This is a genomic window from Micromonospora sp. NBC_00617, from assembly GCF_045161355.1.
Classification (GTDB): domain Bacteria; phylum Actinomycetota; class Actinomycetes; order Mycobacteriales; family Micromonosporaceae; genus Micromonospora.
In genome coordinates, this window is record NZ_CP107751.1 from 5047549 (window position 1) to 5063747 (window position 16199).

17 protein-coding genes and 1 tRNA gene are annotated in these 16199 nt (G+C 73.2%); 8 read left to right on the plus strand and 10 right to left on the minus strand.

Features of this window, described 5'->3' with window-relative positions; genetic code table 11:
* The first annotated feature begins 38 nt into the window (after window positions 1-38).
* Window positions 39-1133: a hypothetical protein gene (locus OG505_RS23095; RefSeq protein ID WP_405427473.1), complete on the plus strand. Its 1095-nt coding sequence runs from the start codon at window positions 39-41 to the stop codon at window positions 1131-1133.
* Between the two features lie 72 nt (window positions 1134-1205).
* Here the strand turns inward: OG505_RS23095 and OG505_RS23100 are convergent, their stop codons facing one another.
* The 3 genes from OG505_RS23100 to rsmI all read right to left on the minus strand — a co-directional run bounded on the left by OG505_RS23100 (window position 1206) and on the right by rsmI (window position 2793).
* Entirely contained in the window at window positions 1206-1580 is a 375-nt protein-coding gene (locus OG505_RS23100; protein WP_405427475.1) for a type II toxin-antitoxin system VapC family toxin, read from the minus strand.
* Window positions 1577-1831 carry a type II toxin-antitoxin system Phd/YefM family antitoxin gene (locus OG505_RS23105; protein WP_405427477.1) on the minus strand — a complete coding sequence of 85 codons (255 nt, stop codon included), beginning with the start codon at window positions 1829-1831 and terminating at the stop codon, window positions 1577-1579. The genes OG505_RS23100 and OG505_RS23105 overlap by 4 nt, the downstream gene beginning before the upstream one ends.
* 122 nt (window positions 1832-1953) lie before the next feature.
* The gene (rsmI, locus tag OG505_RS23110) at window positions 1954-2793 is read right to left on the minus strand and encodes a 16S rRNA (cytidine(1402)-2'-O)-methyltransferase (RefSeq protein WP_405427479.1); all 840 of its coding nucleotides are present in this window, start codon (window positions 2791-2793) and stop codon (window positions 1954-1956) included.
* Window positions 2794-3048: 255 nt separating this feature from the next.
* On the opposite strand from rsmI, the gene OG505_RS23115 reads away from it, so the two are divergent.
* The 4 genes from OG505_RS23115 to OG505_RS23130 all read left to right on the plus strand — a co-directional run bounded on the left by OG505_RS23115 (window position 3049) and on the right by OG505_RS23130 (window position 7508).
* Window positions 3049-4596 carry a dolichyl-phosphate-mannose--protein mannosyltransferase gene (locus tag OG505_RS23115; protein WP_405434653.1) on the plus strand — a complete coding sequence of 516 codons (1548 nt, stop codon included), beginning with the start codon at window positions 3049-3051 and terminating at the stop codon, window positions 4594-4596.
* A 380-nt stretch (window positions 4597-4976) separates the two neighbouring features.
* Complete coding sequence (locus tag OG505_RS23120) at window positions 4977-5342, plus strand: MmcQ/YjbR family DNA-binding protein (protein WP_405427481.1); 366 nt, start codon at window positions 4977-4979, stop codon at window positions 5340-5342.
* Window positions 5343-5430: 88 nt separating this feature from the next.
* A complete protein-coding gene (locus tag OG505_RS23125) occupies window positions 5431-6726 on the plus strand; it encodes a VWA domain-containing protein (protein ID WP_405427483.1) in 1296 nt (431 codons plus the stop codon).
* A complete protein-coding gene (locus tag OG505_RS23130) occupies window positions 6726-7508 on the plus strand; it encodes a peptidase (protein WP_405427485.1) in 783 nt (260 codons plus the stop codon). The genes OG505_RS23125 and OG505_RS23130 overlap by 1 nt, the downstream gene beginning before the upstream one ends.
* Before the next feature lie 55 nt (window positions 7509-7563).
* Here OG505_RS23130 and OG505_RS23135 read toward each other — a convergent pair whose 3' ends face one another.
* Complete coding sequence (locus tag OG505_RS23135) at window positions 7564-7833, minus strand: hypothetical protein (protein WP_405427487.1); 270 nt, start codon at window positions 7831-7833, stop codon at window positions 7564-7566.
* A gap of 185 nt (window positions 7834-8018) precedes the next feature.
* Between OG505_RS23135 and OG505_RS23140 the strand changes: the two genes are divergently transcribed.
* On the plus strand, window positions 8019-8675 hold the full coding sequence (locus OG505_RS23140) for a 4'-phosphopantetheinyl transferase (RefSeq protein WP_405427489.1): 657 nt from the start codon (window positions 8019-8021) through the stop codon (window positions 8673-8675).
* A gap of 141 nt (window positions 8676-8816) precedes the next feature.
* Window positions 8817-9719 (plus strand): hypothetical protein, encoded by a 903-nt coding sequence (locus tag OG505_RS23145; RefSeq protein WP_405427491.1) that lies wholly within the window; start codon window positions 8817-8819, stop codon window positions 9717-9719.
* 59 nt (window positions 9720-9778) lie between these two features.
* Here the strand turns inward: OG505_RS23145 and OG505_RS23150 are convergent, their stop codons facing one another.
* The gene (locus OG505_RS23150) at window positions 9779-10792 is read right to left on the minus strand and encodes a hypothetical protein (protein ID WP_405427493.1); all 1014 of its coding nucleotides are present in this window, start codon (window positions 10790-10792) and stop codon (window positions 9779-9781) included.
* A 183-nt stretch (window positions 10793-10975) separates the two neighbouring features.
* Between OG505_RS23150 and OG505_RS23155 the strand changes: the two genes are divergently transcribed.
* Window positions 10976-11674, plus strand: coding sequence for a hypothetical protein (locus OG505_RS23155; RefSeq protein WP_405427495.1), 699 nt, complete (start codon window positions 10976-10978; stop codon window positions 11672-11674).
* Window positions 11675-11757: 83 nt separating this feature from the next.
* Here OG505_RS23155 and OG505_RS23160 read toward each other — a convergent pair.
* The 5 genes from OG505_RS23160 to OG505_RS23180 all read right to left on the minus strand — a co-directional run bounded on the left by OG505_RS23160 (window position 11758) and on the right by OG505_RS23180 (window position 16198).
* Window positions 11758-11831, minus strand: a tRNA-Ala gene (locus OG505_RS23160).
* A 407-nt stretch (window positions 11832-12238) separates the two neighbouring features.
* Entirely contained in the window at window positions 12239-13018 is a 780-nt protein-coding gene (locus OG505_RS23165; RefSeq protein WP_405427497.1) for a hypothetical protein, read from the minus strand.
* A gap of 177 nt (window positions 13019-13195) precedes the next feature.
* Window positions 13196-13846 (minus strand): GNAT family N-acetyltransferase, encoded by a 651-nt coding sequence (locus tag OG505_RS23170; RefSeq protein ID WP_234584369.1) that lies wholly within the window; start codon window positions 13844-13846, stop codon window positions 13196-13198.
* 79 nt (window positions 13847-13925) lie between these two features.
* Window positions 13926-15239, minus strand: a complete 1314-nt coding sequence (gene glp / locus OG505_RS23175; protein WP_139582488.1) for a gephyrin-like molybdotransferase Glp — start codon at window positions 15237-15239, stop codon at window positions 13926-13928.
* Window positions 15236-16198 (minus strand): UTP--glucose-1-phosphate uridylyltransferase, encoded by a 963-nt coding sequence (locus tag OG505_RS23180; protein ID WP_405427499.1) that lies wholly within the window; start codon window positions 16196-16198, stop codon window positions 15236-15238. Before OG505_RS23180 ends, glp begins: the two co-directional genes overlap by 4 nt.
* Window position 16199: the final 1 nt, after the last annotated feature.

Consider the following 16199-nt stretch of genomic DNA (forward strand, 5'->3'; position numbering starts at 1 on the left):
GCCCGATCTGCCTCGGCCACCGGTGTGCAATGAACGTCGTGACTGGCGAAGGAGCGGCCCGGGACCACGACGAGCGTCCCACCGGGCCGACCGGCGGCGACGAGCCGGGCGCACCCCGGGCCGCCGGGGTCGCGCCGCAACCCCGGCTGGTCCCCGCCGCCGAACCCGACCGGCCCGGCCACCAGCGGCCCACGCCGGCCGGGCGGGCAGCCGCGCCACGGCGGGACACCTCGACGGAGCTCGCGGCCACCCCGGCCCGGCCCACGCCGGCCGCGCCGGTCCCCACTCCGGCGCGGCCCAGCCCGACGGCGCCCGTGCCCAGCCCGGCCCGAGCATCCGGCGAGGCGCACCCGGCCGCCAGGGCCCCCGCCGTGGCGCACCCGGCCGCCAGGGCCCCCGCCGAGGTGGAGCCGACCACCGGGGCGCCGGTGGACGCGGTGCCACGCCGGGTGCCGGTACGCCAGCAGAGCCGTCGACGAGATGTTCACCGGGTCCACGGGGACCGGCCGCCGGACGACGAGGGCGCGTTCTGGGCCCCGATCGAGGAGGTGCACTGGGACGGCACCCCGATCCGCGAGGACGTCGCCCCCGAGCCTCGTGCCACGATGCGGGCTCGCCGTCCCGCCTCGCGGACGACCGCGTTGCCGGACCCGCTGCCTGGACTGACCGCGCTGGTGCTGCTGAGCCTGGTCGCGGCCTTCTTCGCCTGGGTCAGCGCCGGCCCGTTCTGGCTCGCGGTCGGGCACGGGCGCGACGGCACGGTGGTGATCGACCACTGCACCGGAGGCGGTCTCACCCAGCGGTGCCGGGGCATCTTCACCGCCGACGACGGGCGGTTCCTGGCCCACGGGGTACGGGTCAGCGGCGTACCCGCCGGAGGTGGCACCCCCGGGGCGGCGCTGCGGGCGCGGATGACCGGTCCGGACGGCGGCACCGTGTACGCCGACACCGGCGCGAGCCGACACCTGCGCTGGCTGCCCGGGCTGCTGGCGGTGCTCGGCTGCGCCGCCGGCATCGTCCGGTGGACGGGGTCGGCCCGGCTGCCCGGCCGGCGACACCGCCGCTGGGCGGTGGCCGCGGCTCTCGCCGGCCCGGCGCTGATCACCCTCGGCTTCCTCGCCGCTGCCTGGTGAGCCCGCCGACTCTTGATCCACGGTTCAGACTCGGGTCTGGCGGCCGCTCTGGAATGGCTCGGGCCCGCCCGATCACACCTTGAGGACGTCCACGTCGTACAGGGCCATCGACGCGTCGCGAGAGGCCAGGGTGAGGTTCTCGGTGATCGCCTGGGCCACCAACATGCGGTCGAAGGGGTCGCGGTGGTGTGGCGGCAGGCGGACAGCGGCGATGGCGTGGGCGTAGGTCACCGGGAGTTCCCGGAAGCCCATGTCTCTGACCCGCTCTGCGAGGTCAGTAGGCCCGGCGAGTTTCCCCGTACTCTGTTTGATGGTGATCTCCCAGAGTGTGACCGGGGAGAGGAAGATGTCCGGCTCGTGGCGTAGCCGGTCGAGGAACTCGGCGCCGAGGGTCGCGTCACCGGTGATGGCCCAGAGCGCGACGTGAGTGTCCAGCAGCAGGGTCATGCGCCGATGCCGAAGTCGGCGGCGATCTCGGCGTTGGTTTCTGGTGAGTCCCAGTCGCCGGAGAGGTCCAGTTGCCCGGCGAGGGAGCCGACGGCGGTGCGGTTGGCCCGCCGGACCAGGGGCACGACCTTTGCCACAGGCGTCCCGGCCCGGTCGATGATGATCTCCTCGCCGTGCTCCACCCGTTCGATGATGCGCGACAGATGGGTCTTGGCATCATGCATGTTGTAGTGCACTGCCTCAGCCGACATGGCGCAACCTCCGTGGTTAGCTAAGGGCTTAGTTTAGCCTGCCTGACCCCATGCGCCGACGGTTCGGCTGCGGGCCGGAGCATTGCCAACGCCAGAACGAGCCCCCGAACACCGAACCCGGGTCAGGCGTGCACGATCGTGTAGACGTCGCGGCGGCGCAGCGAGTATTCGGTGGCGACGTCGGTGATGGCGTCCCGGCGGGACCGGCCGGTGGCCTCCCGCTCAGCGACGGCCGCGCGCAGGGTGTCGTCGTCGGGGCGTTCCGGGGCGGTCACCGGCGAGCCGGCCACCACCAGGGTGATCTCCCCGCGCGGATCGCCCTCGGCGGCCCAGCGGGCCAACTCGCCGAGGGGGCGGCGGAGCACCTCCTCGTAGGTCTTGGTGAGTTCCCGGCAGAGCGCGGCCGGCCGGTCCGCGCCGAACGTCTCGGCCAGGTCGGCGAGCGCCGCGCCGATCCGGTGCGGCGCCTCGAAGAAGACGAGGGTGCGCTCCTCGGCGGCGAGCGCGCGCAGCCGGGACCGGCGGGCGCCCCCGCTGCGGGGCAGGAACCCCTCGAAGCAGAACCGGTCACAGGGCAGCCCGGAGACGGCGAGGGCGGTGGTCACCGCGCTGGGCCCGGGTGCCACGGTGACCGGCGCCCCGACGTCCAGCGCGGCCCGGACCAGCCGGTATCCCGGGTCGGAGACGCTCGGCATGCCGCCGTCGGTCACCAGCGCCACCGCGTACCCGCCGAGGATGACCTCGACCAGTTCGGGCGTACGCCGTTCCTCGTTGCCCTCGAAGTAGGAGACGATCCGGCCGCCGACGGTGATGTCGAGGTCGCGGGCCAGCCGGGTGAGGCGGCGGGTGTCCTCGGCGGCCACCACGTCGGCGCTGGCCAGCACCTCCCGGAACCGCACCGAGGCGTCGGCGGGGTTGCCGAGCGGGGCACCGAGCAGGATCAGGCGCCCAGCTTCGGACATTTCACCCACGACATCGTCTCCTTCATCGACAGCGAATACCGGTATCAGGGACGACGGGCGCCACACGACACTCTGGCAGCCTACGATCGCCGGGTGACGAGTGCGTCGACAGCGCAGAGCCCGAGCGCCGACCCGGCAGACACGGTCGAGGTGTCCGGCGAGCCCAGCCCTCACCAGGAACCGGCGGCACCACGTGCCGACGGCGGGGGCATATCCGCCGTGGTCCGTCGCCGGTTCGCCACCGTCGACACCCGGATGGACCCGTATTCGTGGCTCGCGACCGCCGTGGTGGTGGTGATCGCGGGGATCCTGCGCTTCGTGGGCCTGTCCAGCCCCAAGGGCAAGATCTTCGACGAGACGTACTACGCCAAGGACGCGTACGGGCTGATCAGCCGGGGCGTCGAGTGGAACTACAAGGACAACGTCCCGTCGTACGTGGTGCACCCGCCGCTGGGCAAGTGGCTGATCGGCGTCGGCGAGTGGGCCTTCGGCTACCAGGACGCGGACTCGAAGGTGTCCGTCGGTGGGCACCTGTTCACCACCGCGCCGGAGTTCGGGTGGCGGTTCTCGGCGGCCGTGATCGGCACGCTGTCGGTGCTGCTGCTGGTCCGCATCGGCCGGCGGCTGTTCCGCTCGACGGTGCTCGGCTGCGCGGCCGGTCTGCTGCTCGCGCTGGACGGCTTCCACCTGGTGCTGTCGCGCGCGGCGCTGCTCGACATCTTCCTGCTGTTCTTCGTGCTGGCCGCCTTCGGCGCGCTGGTGCTCGACCGGGACGCCCGCCGCCGGCGCTGGGCGCGCGCCCTGGACGACGGGCTCGACCCGAGCCTGCCGGGGCGCGCGGGCCGGCCGCCGGCCGGCTGGCGCACGTGGCCGTGGTGGCGGCTCGCCGCCGGGGTGCTGATCGGCTGCGCCTGCGCCGTCAAGTGGAGCGCGCTCTACTTCGTGCCGGTGTTCGCCCTGTTCGTGGTCCTCTGGGAGGTCGGGGTCCGTCGCTCGGCGGGCGTCCGCAGGCCCTGGCGGGACACCCTGCTCGACGAGGTGCCCTGGCTGGTGCTGGCTGGGGTGCTGATGGTCGGCACCTACCTCGCCACCTGGTCGGGGTGGCTGCTCAGCGACGACGGCTACTACCGGCTCGCGTCGGCCTATCCGAGCGCCCCGCTCAGCGACACCCCGGTGATCGGCCCGCTGGTCAACCTCTTCGAGTACCACCGCGCCGCGTACGGCTTCCACGCCCAGCTCGATGATCCGCACAAGTACCAGTCGTGGCCGTGGCAGTGGCTGCTGCTCGGCCGGCCGGTGGCGTTCCACTGGTCCGGCGACGGCGCCTGCGGGGCACCGACCTGCGCTTCGGAGATCCTGCTGCTCGGCACCCCGCTGCTGTGGTGGTCGTTCCTGCCCGCCCTGGTGGCGCTGGTCTGGCTGGGCATCGCCCGACGGGACTGGCGGGCCGGCGCGATCCTGCTCACCGTGGCCGCCGGCCTGCTGCCCTGGTTCTGGTTCGCCCTCGACGGCCGGACGATGTTCTCGTTCTACGTCGCGCCGGCGCTGCCGTTCCTGGTGCTGGCCGTGGTGTACGTGCTGGGCGCGTTGATCGCTCCACCCGACGGCGACGTGGGTGAGACGGCAGCCCTGGTGCCCGGCGACGCGGGCTACGAACGCCGGCTGGTGGGCAGCATCGCGGCCGGGGCGTACGTGCTGCTGGTGGCGTTGTGTTTCGCGTACTTCTATCCGATTTTCGTGGGACGGCTGATCCCGTACTCGGACTGGCTGTCCCGAATGTGGCTCGACGGCCGTTGGATATAAGCACCGGCAGGCGACGCGCCGCACAGCGCGACGGAAATCGGGCCCGCACGCGTCACGCGTGCGGGCCCGACCTCTTACACAAAGACGCGCGCCCCGATCGCCTGCCACGGGGGAAGCGGGCGATTGGGGCGCGCATGAAGAGCTTAACCACCGCGCACCACCGGCACAACGGGTCAACTTGGGTCAGATTTCCGACGGATTCCACCCGGGCCCACGACTCCCCTCCAACCGTTGACCGAGGGTGACCTGGCGTGGACCCAGCGCCCCGAACCGGCCGTCTCGACGCCGACGGAGGCCGCCGCGAGGGCTGCCGGCGACGCGGCCCGACGCACTAGGCTCGCCGTGGTGGGCGTCGCGATCGGGACGGGAGGCGGGGTGCCGTGGAGCTGCTGGAACGGGTCCGGGCGATCTGCCTCGCGCTGCCCGAGGTGACCGAGCGCCTCAGCCACGGGTCACCGACCTGGTTCGTCCGGGACAAGAGCGTGTTCGTCACCCTGCACGCCGACGGGCACCACCAGAACGACTTTCCCCACCTCTGGTGCGCCGCGCCGAACGGCGCCCAGGCGGAGCTGACCGCCGCCGACCCGGTCCGCTTCTTCCGCCCGCCCTACGTCGGCGGTCGGGGTTGGGTCGGCGTACGGCTCGACGGCACCGTCGACTGGGCCGAGATCGACGAGTTGTGCCGGGACGCGTACCGGGAGATCGCACCGAAGCGGCTGGTCGCACTGCTCGACCCGCCCGCCTGACCCAGCCGGGTCCCGCGCCTCCCCGGTCATCCGGGACGACCAACCACCCCAATGATCATCCAAAGTGGATTTCACTACACTGCCGGCCGTGATCAACTTCAGACGATCGGCGGCCGTCCTCCTCGGACTGCTGGCGACCACCGCGCTGACCGGGCCGGTCCCGGCGGCGGCCGACGAGGAGCAGGCGGCCGAGCCGCCCCGGGTCGAGCTGGTGCTCGACGTCAGCGGCTCGATGCGGGCCGCGGACATCGACGGGCGCAGCCGGATCTCGGTGGCCCAGCAGGCGTTCAACGAGGTGGTGGACGCGCTGCCGGAGGAGACCCAGCTCGGCATCCGGGTGCTCGGCGCGACCTACAAGGGCAAGGACAAGAAGGTCGGCTGTCAGGACACCCAGCAGATCGTCCCGGTCGGTCCGGTCGACCGGACCCGGGCCAAGGCGGCGGTCGCGACACTCCGACCGACCGGGTTCACCCCGGTCGGGCTCGCGCTGCGCTCCGCCGCGCAGGACCTGGGCACCGGCGCCACCACCCGGCGGATCGTGCTGATCACCGACGGGGAGGACACCTGCGCACCGCCGGACCCGTGCCAGGTGGCCCGGGAACTGGCCGCGCAGGGCACCAGCCTGGTCGTCGACACGCTCGGTCTCGCGCCCGACGAGAAGGTACGCCGCCAACTGCTCTGCATCGCCGGGGCGACCGGAGGCACCTACACCGCGGCGCAGAGCGCCGACGAGCTGACCGGCCGGATCAAACAGCTCGTCGAGCGGGCCGGTGACACCCACACCCGGGCCCCGACCGTGGTCGGCGGCGCGAACGCCTGTGACTCCGCGCCGCTGCTCGCCCCAGGCGTGTACGCCGACCGGGAGGCGTTCTCCGAGCACCGCTACTACCGGGTGCCCGTACGCCCCGGGCAGGAGCTGCGCGCGTCGGTGAGCATGGCGCTGGACCGGCCGGTGAACCGGGACTACGGGGTGCTGCTGCGGGCCACCGCGGCGGATGGCCGGGAACTGGTCCGTGGCGCGGACGCCGGCAGCGGCCGGGCCGACGTGCTCTCCGCCGGTCTGCGCTGGTCGGCCATCGCCGACGACGAGGACGCCGCCGACGACGAGAACGCGACCACCGAGACCTCGACGCCCGTCGTCGAGCCCACCACCGTCTGCCTGGTGGTGAGCAACTCGTTCGCCGCACGTCCGGGCACCGCGACGACTCCCGGCATGCCGGTGGAGCTGACCATCGACGTGGTCGACGCCGCGGGGACCCCGGACGGGCCCGACCTCGGCCGGGGCTGGGTGCTGCTCGCCCTGCTCACCGTGGCTGGCCTGCTCACCGGCCTGATCGCCGGCCTGCTCACCCGCTGGTGGGTCGCCACCTGGAGGGAGAACTGATGCGTACCGCACTGTTCCGGTCACTGGCGGCGCTGCTCGCCGCCGGTGGGGCCGCGCTGCTGCCCGGGGCTGCCGTGGCCGCCCCCACCCCGTCTCCGGGCGCCACGCCGGTGACCCGGGCCGGCACCTCGTTCCTCACCGCCACCCCGATCACGGCCGGCCAATCGGTGCGGGTGGACGCCTCGGTCGGCGACCACCTCTACTGGTCGTTCCCGGCGACCGCCGGCCAGGTGCACGAGATCAGCGCCACCGTCACCTTCCCGAAGGCACGCAGCGGCGCCTCCACCTGGACCATCGACGTGTTCGACGGGCTGCGCCGACGGCAGGCGTGCACCGCCGGGGCGCAGACCCCGACGGTGGACGGCAAGGCGTCGAGCGTGGCGCTGGGCTGCACGTTGCGCGAGGTGCGGCCCTGGGCGGAGCCGTGGTCGGCCGACCCGCTGCCCGGCACGTACGTCGTCCGGCTCTCCGTCATCGACCTGCCCGAGCCCGACCTGGGCGCACCCGTCGACGTGGACCTGCTGGTCGGCGTCCTCGCGGACCGGGGCGCCTCGGCCGACGACGGTGAGCTGGCCGCGCCGCTGGTGGCGAACACCAGGGCGGGCACGGTGCTCAACGCCGTACCGACGCCCGACCCGGAGGCCGACGACGCGGGCGACTCGCTGGCGGACTGGCTGCCGGATCTCGGCTCGCGGTGGATCTGGACCGGCATCGGCGGCGTGCTCGCCGCGGTGGCCGGGGTGTTCGGGTTCGCCCTGACCCGCCGGCGCCGCCGGGCCTGAGCCCGCCCCGGCCCACCGGTGGCCCCGCCCAGGTCGGGCGGGGCCACCGGCGGATTCAGCGACGTCGCGCGCCGCGTGGCAGCCAGCCGATGAACCGATCCTGCAACGACATCACCGGGGCCGCTCGCAGGTCCTCGGCGGCGGCGGCGAGACACGAGCCCAGGTAGACGCTGAGCATGGCCCGATCATCCCCGTACTCCGCGATCAGCCGGCTGCGCTTCGTCGCGCACGGCCACTCGTCGCCGCAGGAGCCGCAGCTCCAGCCCGGGGTCGTCGGTGCGTGGTCGTCGGCCCGACCCCCCGGCGGTTCGGTGCCATCGTTCATCGCAGGTCCTCTCCAGATGTTCGCGGGACTGTCCAGCTGTTGATGGTGGTCCCCCCGGAGCCATCCTGGAGAGCGCGACGCGTCCCTCCGGTGTTACATCTTTGCGGTACCTTCTCCCGTCGTGGGAGTCGGAAATCTGACGGTCGAGCGGATGCCCCTTAGCTACCCGACGGTAGGTGGCGGCGATGCGTGACCTCCTGCCTCCGACGGTCGCCGTGGCGGTCGCCGCACCCGACGACTGGACCGGGGAACTCTTCAGCGCCGAACAGGCGTGCCTCGGCGAACGGGCGGTACAGACCCGTCGACGGGACTTCACCGCCGGCCGGGTGTGTGCCCGACGGGCGATGGCCGACCTCGGCCTGCCGGCGGTGGCCGTGCCGGCCGCCGCCGACCGCGCGCCGATCTGGCCCGCCGGGGTGGTCGGCACCATCACCCACACCACCGGCTACTGCGCCGCCGCCGCGGCGCGCGCCACCGATCTGCGATCGGTCGGCATGGACGCCGAACGGCACCGCGACATCAATGCGGGGGTACGCCGACTCGTGCTGCTGCCCGAGGAGGAGGAGAGCCTTGCGCGGCTACCCTCCGACATCTTCTGGCCCGTCGTGCTGTTCAGCGCCAAGGAGACCGTCTACAAGGTCTGGCACCCCGTCGTCGGAAGCTGGCTCGACTTCCTCGACGCCCACCTCACGCTGGACCCGGACTCCGGTACGTTCACCGCCCGGATCGCACCGGCGCGAGTGGACGCGGCGGAGGTCGCCGATCCCCCGAGCACGATCACCGGCCGGTTCGTGGTCGCCGACGGCCTGGTCCGCACCGCCGCCGTTCTTCCGCTGCGCTGACCCCCGCACCGTCCATGCTGGCCGGTCCGTCGACGACTCGCGGACGGTGGGACACAAGCCGGCGCGGCGACCGGCGGGTCGGCGACGCACGGTAGCGTCGACGGGTTCCCGACCCGCACGTACGAGGCGTCAAGGAGTACGGTGACCCACCCCCAGCCCCCCGCCGGGCCGCAGGACCCTCAGCAGCCGAACCCGGAGCCGCCGACGCAACCGTTCGCGGCGACACCGCAGCCGCAGCGGTCCGCCGCCGACCCGACGGTCCCGCAGGCGCCGGTGCCACCCAACCCGTGGTCGGCAGCGGCGAACCCGCCGCAGCCACCGTTCTCGGGCGGCGCGTACCCGCAGGCCGGCGGCGCATATCCGCAGCCCAACGCTGGGGCCTACCCGCCGCCGGGTGTACCGGGCTACCCGCTCATGCCGCCGCCCGTGCCGACGAAGAACTCCAAGAAGACCGTGGTGGCCATCGCGGTGACCGCAGCCGTGCTCACCCTGCTGTGCTGCGCGGGCGGCATCGTGGCGGTCGTCATCGGCGCGAACCGCGCCGCGAACGAGGTGACCGACGCGCTGCCCACCCCTGAAGTGACCCGTGGTGTCGGGCAGCCCCCGGCCACCACCGCGCCGTCGCCCCGGGCGTCCACCGACGGCGACACCCGGAACATGTCCGCCGGGGAGACCCTGGTCATCGACGACAACGGCGGCACCGTCGAGATCACCGTGACGAAGTTCAGCACCGCCACCAAGCCCTGCACGTCGTACGGCCTCAAGCCCGACGAGGGCATGTACGTGATCGCCGACGTGACGGTGACGGTCACCAAGGGCACCGCCTCGGCGAACCCGCTCTACTTCCAGTGGGTCGCCGCCGACGGCACGGAGACCAACGCGATCGCTGGCGCCTTCTCCGGCTGCGGCAAACCGATGCCGGCTGCCAACGACCTGACCGCGGGCACCAAGCGCACTGGCAGCGTCGTGTTCGACGTGCGCGACACCGCGGGAGTGCTGGAGTACCAGCACAGGTTCGCGACCGCCGGCTCCTGGAAGCCGTGACGTGCCGTGGGGCCGGCCCGATTGATCGGACCGGCCCCACGCCCCCGTTTGTCGCGCGCTCAGCAGCCCGTCCAGCGGACCGGAGTCACCCGGTCGTCGTTGCGGAAACCGACGATGGCACCGGTGTCAGCGATGGACCGGGCGCCGAGGCCCACCCGCTCGCCGCCGCCGGGCAGGACCCGGGACGTGGCACCGCGCGCGACCCGGTCACCGCCGACCACGACACCCTTGGCGTTGACGTCGTCCAGCAGGCCCACCTGCTGGTCGAGCGTCGTGTACGAGCCGTCCTGGAGGTCCCACCGCACGATGTCCGCCTGGGCGTCGACCATGCTGACCCGGCCGACGGCCCAGTGACCCGCTGCCGCGTAGACCTCGGTGGACCCGCCACCCGGAACCGCGAGTGGCTTGATCCGGCCGTTCGGCCGGCGGACCCAACCGGTCCAGTTCGCGAATTCCCCGGCGGAACCGACGATGGTCCCGTTCGGCGTGATCCCGCTCGGCCTGGCGTTGACCGGGGCGTCGAGCACCTCGACCGTGCCCGGCCGGTCGGCCGGCCAGCGCAGCGCGACGTACTCCCCGGACGCGTTGTCCGAGCCGACGCCGACGATGTCGCCTGCCTTGTTGATGGCGGTGACGGAGACGTCGACGGACGGCGGCGACGGCAACTGCACGAACCGACCGTCGCGGTACCGCCACGCCCGAGGGCTGCCGTTCTCCCAGCCGTTGCCGATCACGATGCCGCTCTCGTTGATGTCGGCGGGATCGAATCCGCTGACGCCCGGGGCCTCGACCTCCGTGAGCCGCTGCCCGTCCCAGAGCAGCATCAGGTACTGGTTGTCGTTCTCCCCGACCCGCAGGGCGGTGCCGGCGACGAAGCGGCCCGACGGGTCGATGGCGTTCGCCTCGGCGCGGTAGGTGTCCGCCGGGTACGGCAGCGTGCTGATCGTGCAGGCGCTGGTGGCCGCGGGCCTGGGGGCGGCGGTCGCCGTCGAGGACAGGGCGACGCCGAGAGAGGCGGCCAGCAGGCCGGCGGCGGTGCCGGCGAGCATCCGGTGTCGAGCGGTGTGCGTCATTCTCTGCTCCCCGTGTGGGCGGCCCGGGTACTCCCGGGCGTCAACTGATGCCAGAAGCACTCCTGAACATGTCTCTCGGCTGCGGCCAGTCGGATGGGCGACATGATCGACGTCTACGATTCACCGTCTGGTATGGACAAATCACTCTTGCCCGGGGTACGGCGTGGCCGGAGGATGGGGCTGATGAGCACCGATCGGCCGCGCGCTGGGCCTTCGCTGGATTACCACCTGGTCCGGTCCACGCACGACGATCATGAGGTGGAGGGCCTCCTCGTCGAGGAGTTCACCCGGCACCGCGACTTCACCACGTCGGGTCTGCACAGCGCGGGCTGGACGCCGAGCGCCGGTTGGTGGAGTTCCGCCCCGCTGAGTCGCGGCCTGCGCACCGATCCGGACGTGCTCGCCCGGGTTGTTCCCAGCGCACGCGCCGACGCCGTAGCCGCCTACCGCCGCCTCGGAGGCGGGCACCTGCCCTCCGAAGCGGTCCTGCGTTCGTACTTCCGTGACCATCAAGCCTTCGCGACCGCCCCGCCACTGCGGCTCGGCCCGACACAGCCACCGGAGGGCTTCCACGAGCGACGCGTGTACCGCGTCCTCTTCGCGAAGGATCTCCGGGCGGATCAGGTGGCTGCCCTGAGGGCCATCTGGAGGACGACGGACGGCGGCACCGCCGGATCCGCCGCCGGCGGGCACCATGAGAGAGGCGGCCACCAGTTCTCGTGGGACCTGCGACGAGTCGGCCACACACTCGCCTGGGGCCTCGACCTCACCGCTCTGCTGGGAGCCGGCAGCGCCGAGGCGCTGGGTTCGATCCTCTACGAGCTGACGGAGGTCCTGCGGCAGCACGGCCTGGTGCTCGTGACCACCGAGCGCTTCAGTTGACCGTGCACGTCCACGCCGCCGTGCTTACCGTCAAGATCGGAAAAGGCCGTCTCCGACTCGCGGAAACGGCCTTTGACCTGGGGTGGAGCTGAGGGGATTTGAACCCCTGACCCCCTCGATGCGAACGAGGTGCGCTACCAGTCTGCGCCACAGCCCCCCGCCGGCGAACCGGCTTCGGTCCCACCCGGCTTACACCGGGCGGGCCGGCAGCAAGGCTAACAGGTCGCCGGCCTCCACCGCGAATCCGCCCCCGCTGCGGCGCTGACACCAGCACGGAGATCGACTCGGCATCCAGGAAACCGGGGCATCCCGGACGCCTCGACACCCCGCCTTCCAGGAAGTCGCGTCGATCAAACGCCCGCACGCCCTTGATCGACTCGACATCGCCGATATGGCGGCATCATCTCCCGGCGATACCGCCACATCGGCGAGCCGGAGTCAATCAAGCGCCGCGAGATCCAAGCGCCACGAGACCCAAGCGCCGCGACGTCGGGCAGCGCGGGCCCGGGCAGCGCGGGCCCGGGCAGCGCGGGCCCGGGCAGCGCGGGCCCGGGCAGCGCGGGGTCAGGCGCCGCGGCCGGCCTCGTAGGGGCGGCCACGCAGTCCGCCGGAGCGGCGGTACGAGACCGAGCCGCCGTTGACGGCCGCCGGCAAATCTCCGGGCCGGTCGAGGCCCATGGCCGCCCGGCGTACCCCCTCGCGCTGGGCCGCCAGGCGGCGCTGCGCCTCCCGGCGGGCCGCCGCGCGGCGGGCCTGTTCGCGGCGGACCTCGGCCTGGCGGGCGGCCAGCCACGCCGCCTCCCGGGCGCGGGCGCGGCGGCGACGGCGGCCGGCGAGGGCCCGCCCGCGCAGGTGTACGACGTACAGGGCCAGCAGCAGGAAGGTGACCGAGAAGCCGATCCAGAAGCCGGGGCTGACGAAGAGCACGCCGATCAACTCGACGACGTTGAGCAGCAGCAGCGCGGCGAGAACCCGGCGTCGGCGGTACACGGCGGGGGTGTGCTGCCGGCGCGGCGGACGACGGCGGGAACGCTTCGGTGCTGGCGGTACGGCCCGCAGCCGGCCGGAGCGGCGTGCCGCCGGGGGCGCGGAGACCGGCGTGGCCAGCCTCCCTGTAGTCGCATCTTCACTGAGGGTGACGACGAGGGAGCGCGGCGGGTGCACGGGCTGCCGTCCTGGCACAGTGCGGCGCCGTCGACGGCGTTGGAGCACCCGCGCCGTCGACTGCGCCCGCTCCGCCACCAGCCGCTCGGTGGCGTCGTATCGGCGAACCAGCGCCGGGGCCAGGGCGAGCAGGCCGGCGGCGGCGAGGACGGCGAGGAGCACCGAGGTCGGCACCCTCACCCCTCCCGTCACCGAATTCGGAGCAAACGCTCCCCGACCGCAGGATCTTCCACCGATCGTCCCTGGGTGCGTAGATCGTCCGGGCGTTGGGCGCTTGCCGCAGCTTGCAGTTACTTGAGGTTACGGCGCACCGACCGCGATGCCGCCGCGCCGCGCCGATCCCGTCCGTGGGACGGCTCACCGCGCGGTGGCGCGTACCCGGTGCCAGCGGGCCAGCAGACCGCCCTCGGCGGCGACCTCTTCGCTCGTCATCGCGTATCCGATGTGGTCCCGCCAGGCACCGTCGATGTGCATGTAGCGCACGTGGTACGACTCCTCGCGGAAGCCCAGCTTCTCCACCACCCGCCGCGACGGCCGGTTCTCCGGCCGGATGTTGACCTCCACCCGGTGCAGCCCACCCGGGCCGAACGCGTGGTCCACGGCGAGCGCGAGCGCCGTCGGGATCACGCCCTGCCCGGCGACCCGGGCGTCCACCCAGTAGCCGACGTAGCCGGAGCAGAAGGCGCGACGCACGATGCTGCCGACGTTGAGATGCCCGACCAACCGGTCGCGGTCGGCCTCCCGCAGGCAGACCGCGAACGGCATCCCCTCACCCTCGCGGGCGGAACGCCGCTGGTCGCGATGCACCCAGCGGAACGCGGCCGGCGAGTTCAGCTCGTCCCAGCTGCCCGGCAGCGACGACTCCCACGGCGCCAGCCAGGCCCGGTTGGCCCGGCGCACCTCCGACCACGCCGCCGCGTCGGAGCGCCGGTAGGGCCGCAGCAGCACTGGACCGTCGACCAGCACCGCCGGCCAGCCGGGGGCCCGTGCGGGTCCGAAGAGGCTCACCCGCACAGTCTCCCGCGCGGGACCGGATCGTGCGCAAGTGGACCCACCGCGTGCACCGTCGACGAACAGCCGAGCGCACTCACCGACGCCGGTCGAGCAGCAGGACGTCCACCGTGGAGCCGGCGGCGGCGGTGGTGACCCGCTCGCCGAGCACCAGCAGCCCGTTCGCCTCGGCCAGGCCGGAGAGGGTGAATGGGCCACCGCGCAGCGGCTGCACGGTGTACCCGCCGCCGCGCCGCTCGGCGACGTGCGCGGGCCGGAACTCCCGCAGCCCGCCGGGGGACGACACGGTCTCCAACAGGTGCGCCCGGACGCTGGGCCGGAACACCGGCTCGGCGCCGGCGAGCAGTTGGATCGCGGGGCGGGCCAGCACCTCGAAGCCGATCAGCGCGGCGCCCGGGTCGCCGGGCAGGCAGACCACCGGCACCTCCTCGGCGCCGACGGTGCCGAACCCGAGCGCGGTGCCGGGATAGAGCGCCACGTCGGTGAAGGTCACCGGCCCGGCCCGGCCGCCCTCGCGGCGGGACAGGATCCGCCGCACCATGTCCCCGGGGCCGGTGCCGGTCCCCCCGGTGGTGATGATCAGGTCGGCGCGCAGGGTCTGGTCCTCCAGCAGCCCGCGCAGCCCTTCCGGGTCGTCGTCGCAGATACCCACCCGGTACGCCAGCGCGCCCACCTCGGCGGCGGCGGCGGTCAGCGCGTGCGAGTTCGCGTCCACCACCTGGCCGGGCTGGCTGCCCCGGCCCACGTCGACCAACTCGTCGCCGGTGGCCACGATGACCACCCGAGGGCTGGGCCGGACCACCACGTGGCCGATGCCGGTCGCCGCGAAGACCGCGACGAGGGCCGGAGAGACGTACGTGCCGGCGCGGGCGAGCAGGGTGCCGGCCGGCAACTCCTCACCGGCGCGGCGTACCCCGTACCCCCGTTTGGGGGTGCGGAAGATCTCGACGGCGGCCATGCCCTGGTCGGTCCACTCCACCGGGACCACGACGTCCGCGGCGACGGGCAGCGGCGCCCCGGCGGCCACCGAGAAGCACGAGCCGGGGGTGAGCCGCACCGGCCGCCAGCTTGCCGCGCCGAGGTCGCCGACCACGTTGAGCCGGATGGTCCGGCCGCCGGGCGTGCCGGAGGGGGCCGGGACGTAGCTCGGGCCCCGGCCCCCTCCGGAAATGTCCTCCCACCGGGCCGCGTACCCGTCCACGGCCGCCTGGTCGAAGGCCGGGAAGGCGTGCGGCGCGACGACGTCCTCGGCGAGGACATTGCCGTGCGCCTGGGTGAGGTCGAGGTCGAGTGGCGGCAGCGCTCGTAACCTGCGCAGCACGCTGCCCAGGTAGTCGGCGAGCGGCGTCAACTCGTTCGCGGCCGCCTCGGCGTCGGCCGTCGCGGTCATGTACCAGATCCGCCTGCCGCGTCGGCCTTGACGAACTCGGCCAGCCAGGAGCGGAACTCGGTGCCGAGGTCCTCGCGTTCGGCGGCGATCTGCACGACGGTCTGGAGGTAGCCCAGCGGCATGCCGGTGTCGTAGCGGGTGCCCCGGTAGACGATCGCGTGCACCGGTGTGCCCTCGGTGCGCAGCAGCTCCATGGCGTCGGTCAGCTGGATCTCGCCGCCGCTGCCCGGCTTGGTCCGCCGGATCGCGTCGAAGATCTTGCCGGGCAGCACGTACCGACCCAGCACCGCGAGGTTGCTCGGCGCGTCCTCCGGCTGCGGCTTCTCCACCATGCCGGTGACCTTGACGACCTCGCCGATGTCGGTCAGCTCCGCCTCGGCCGGCTCGACGGAGGCGATGCCGTACCGCTTGGTGTCGGCCGGGTCGACCTCGAAGAAGGCCAGCACCACGCCGCCGGTGCGGGCCTGCAGCTCCAGCATCGCCGGCAGCAGCGGCTCGGACGGCTTGACGAACTCGTCGCCGAGCAGCACCGCGAAGGGCTGGTCGCCGACGTGCGACTCGGCGTACCCGACGGCGTGGCCCAGCCCGAGCTGCTCCGGCTGCCGGACGGTGTAGATCTCGGCCAGCTCACTGGGCCGGCGCACGGCGGCCAGTCGCTCGGCGTCGCCCTTCTCCTCCAGCCTGGTCTCCAGATCGGGGCGACGGTCGAAGTGGTCCACCATCGACGTCTTGCCCCGACCGGTGATCAGCAACACGTCGCCGATGCCGGCCTGGGTGGCCTCCTCGACGATGTACTGCAGCACCGGCCGGTCCACCACCGGCAACAGTTCCTTCGGCACCGCCTTGGTGGCCGGCAGGAAGCGGGTGGCCAGTCCGGCGGCCGGGATGACGGCCTTGACCGCCAGGGGACGGCCGGTTGCGGCGACCGTCGATGAGGGGTTCGCTGAGTGCTCCGACATG

Coding starts and splice junctions, on each gene's coding strand:
- glp (WP_139582488.1), bottom strand. CDS start 15,239: ATGACCGCGACGGCCGACGCCGAGGCGGCCGCGAACGAGTTGACGCCG.
- rsmI (WP_405427479.1), bottom strand. CDS start 2,793: ATGTCCGAAGCTGGGCGCCTGATCCTGCTCGGTGCCCCGCTCGGCAAC.
- OG505_RS23150 (WP_405427493.1), bottom strand. CDS start 10,792: ATGACGCACACCGCTCGACACCGGATGCTCGCCGGCACCGCCGCCGGC.
- OG505_RS23105 (WP_405427477.1), bottom strand. CDS start 1,831: ATGTCGGCTGAGGCAGTGCACTACAACATGCATGATGCCAAGACCCAT.
- OG505_RS23115 (WP_405434653.1), top strand. CDS start 3,049: ATGGACCCGTATTCGTGGCTCGCGACCGCCGTGGTGGTGGTGATCGCG.
- OG505_RS23130 (WP_405427485.1), top strand. CDS start 6,726: ATGCGTACCGCACTGTTCCGGTCACTGGCGGCGCTGCTCGCCGCCGGT.
- OG505_RS23140 (WP_405427489.1), top strand. CDS start 8,019: ATGCGTGACCTCCTGCCTCCGACGGTCGCCGTGGCGGTCGCCGCACCC.
- OG505_RS23155 (WP_405427495.1), top strand. CDS start 10,976: ATGAGCACCGATCGGCCGCGCGCTGGGCCTTCGCTGGATTACCACCTG.
- OG505_RS23180 (WP_405427499.1), bottom strand. CDS start 16,198: ATGTCGGAGCACTCAGCGAACCCCTCATCGACGGTCGCCGCAACCGGC.
- OG505_RS23100 (WP_405427475.1), bottom strand. CDS start 1,580: ATGACCCTGCTGCTGGACACTCACGTCGCGCTCTGGGCCATCACCGGT.
- OG505_RS23135 (WP_405427487.1), bottom strand. CDS start 7,833: ATGAACGATGGCACCGAACCGCCGGGGGGTCGGGCCGACGACCACGCA.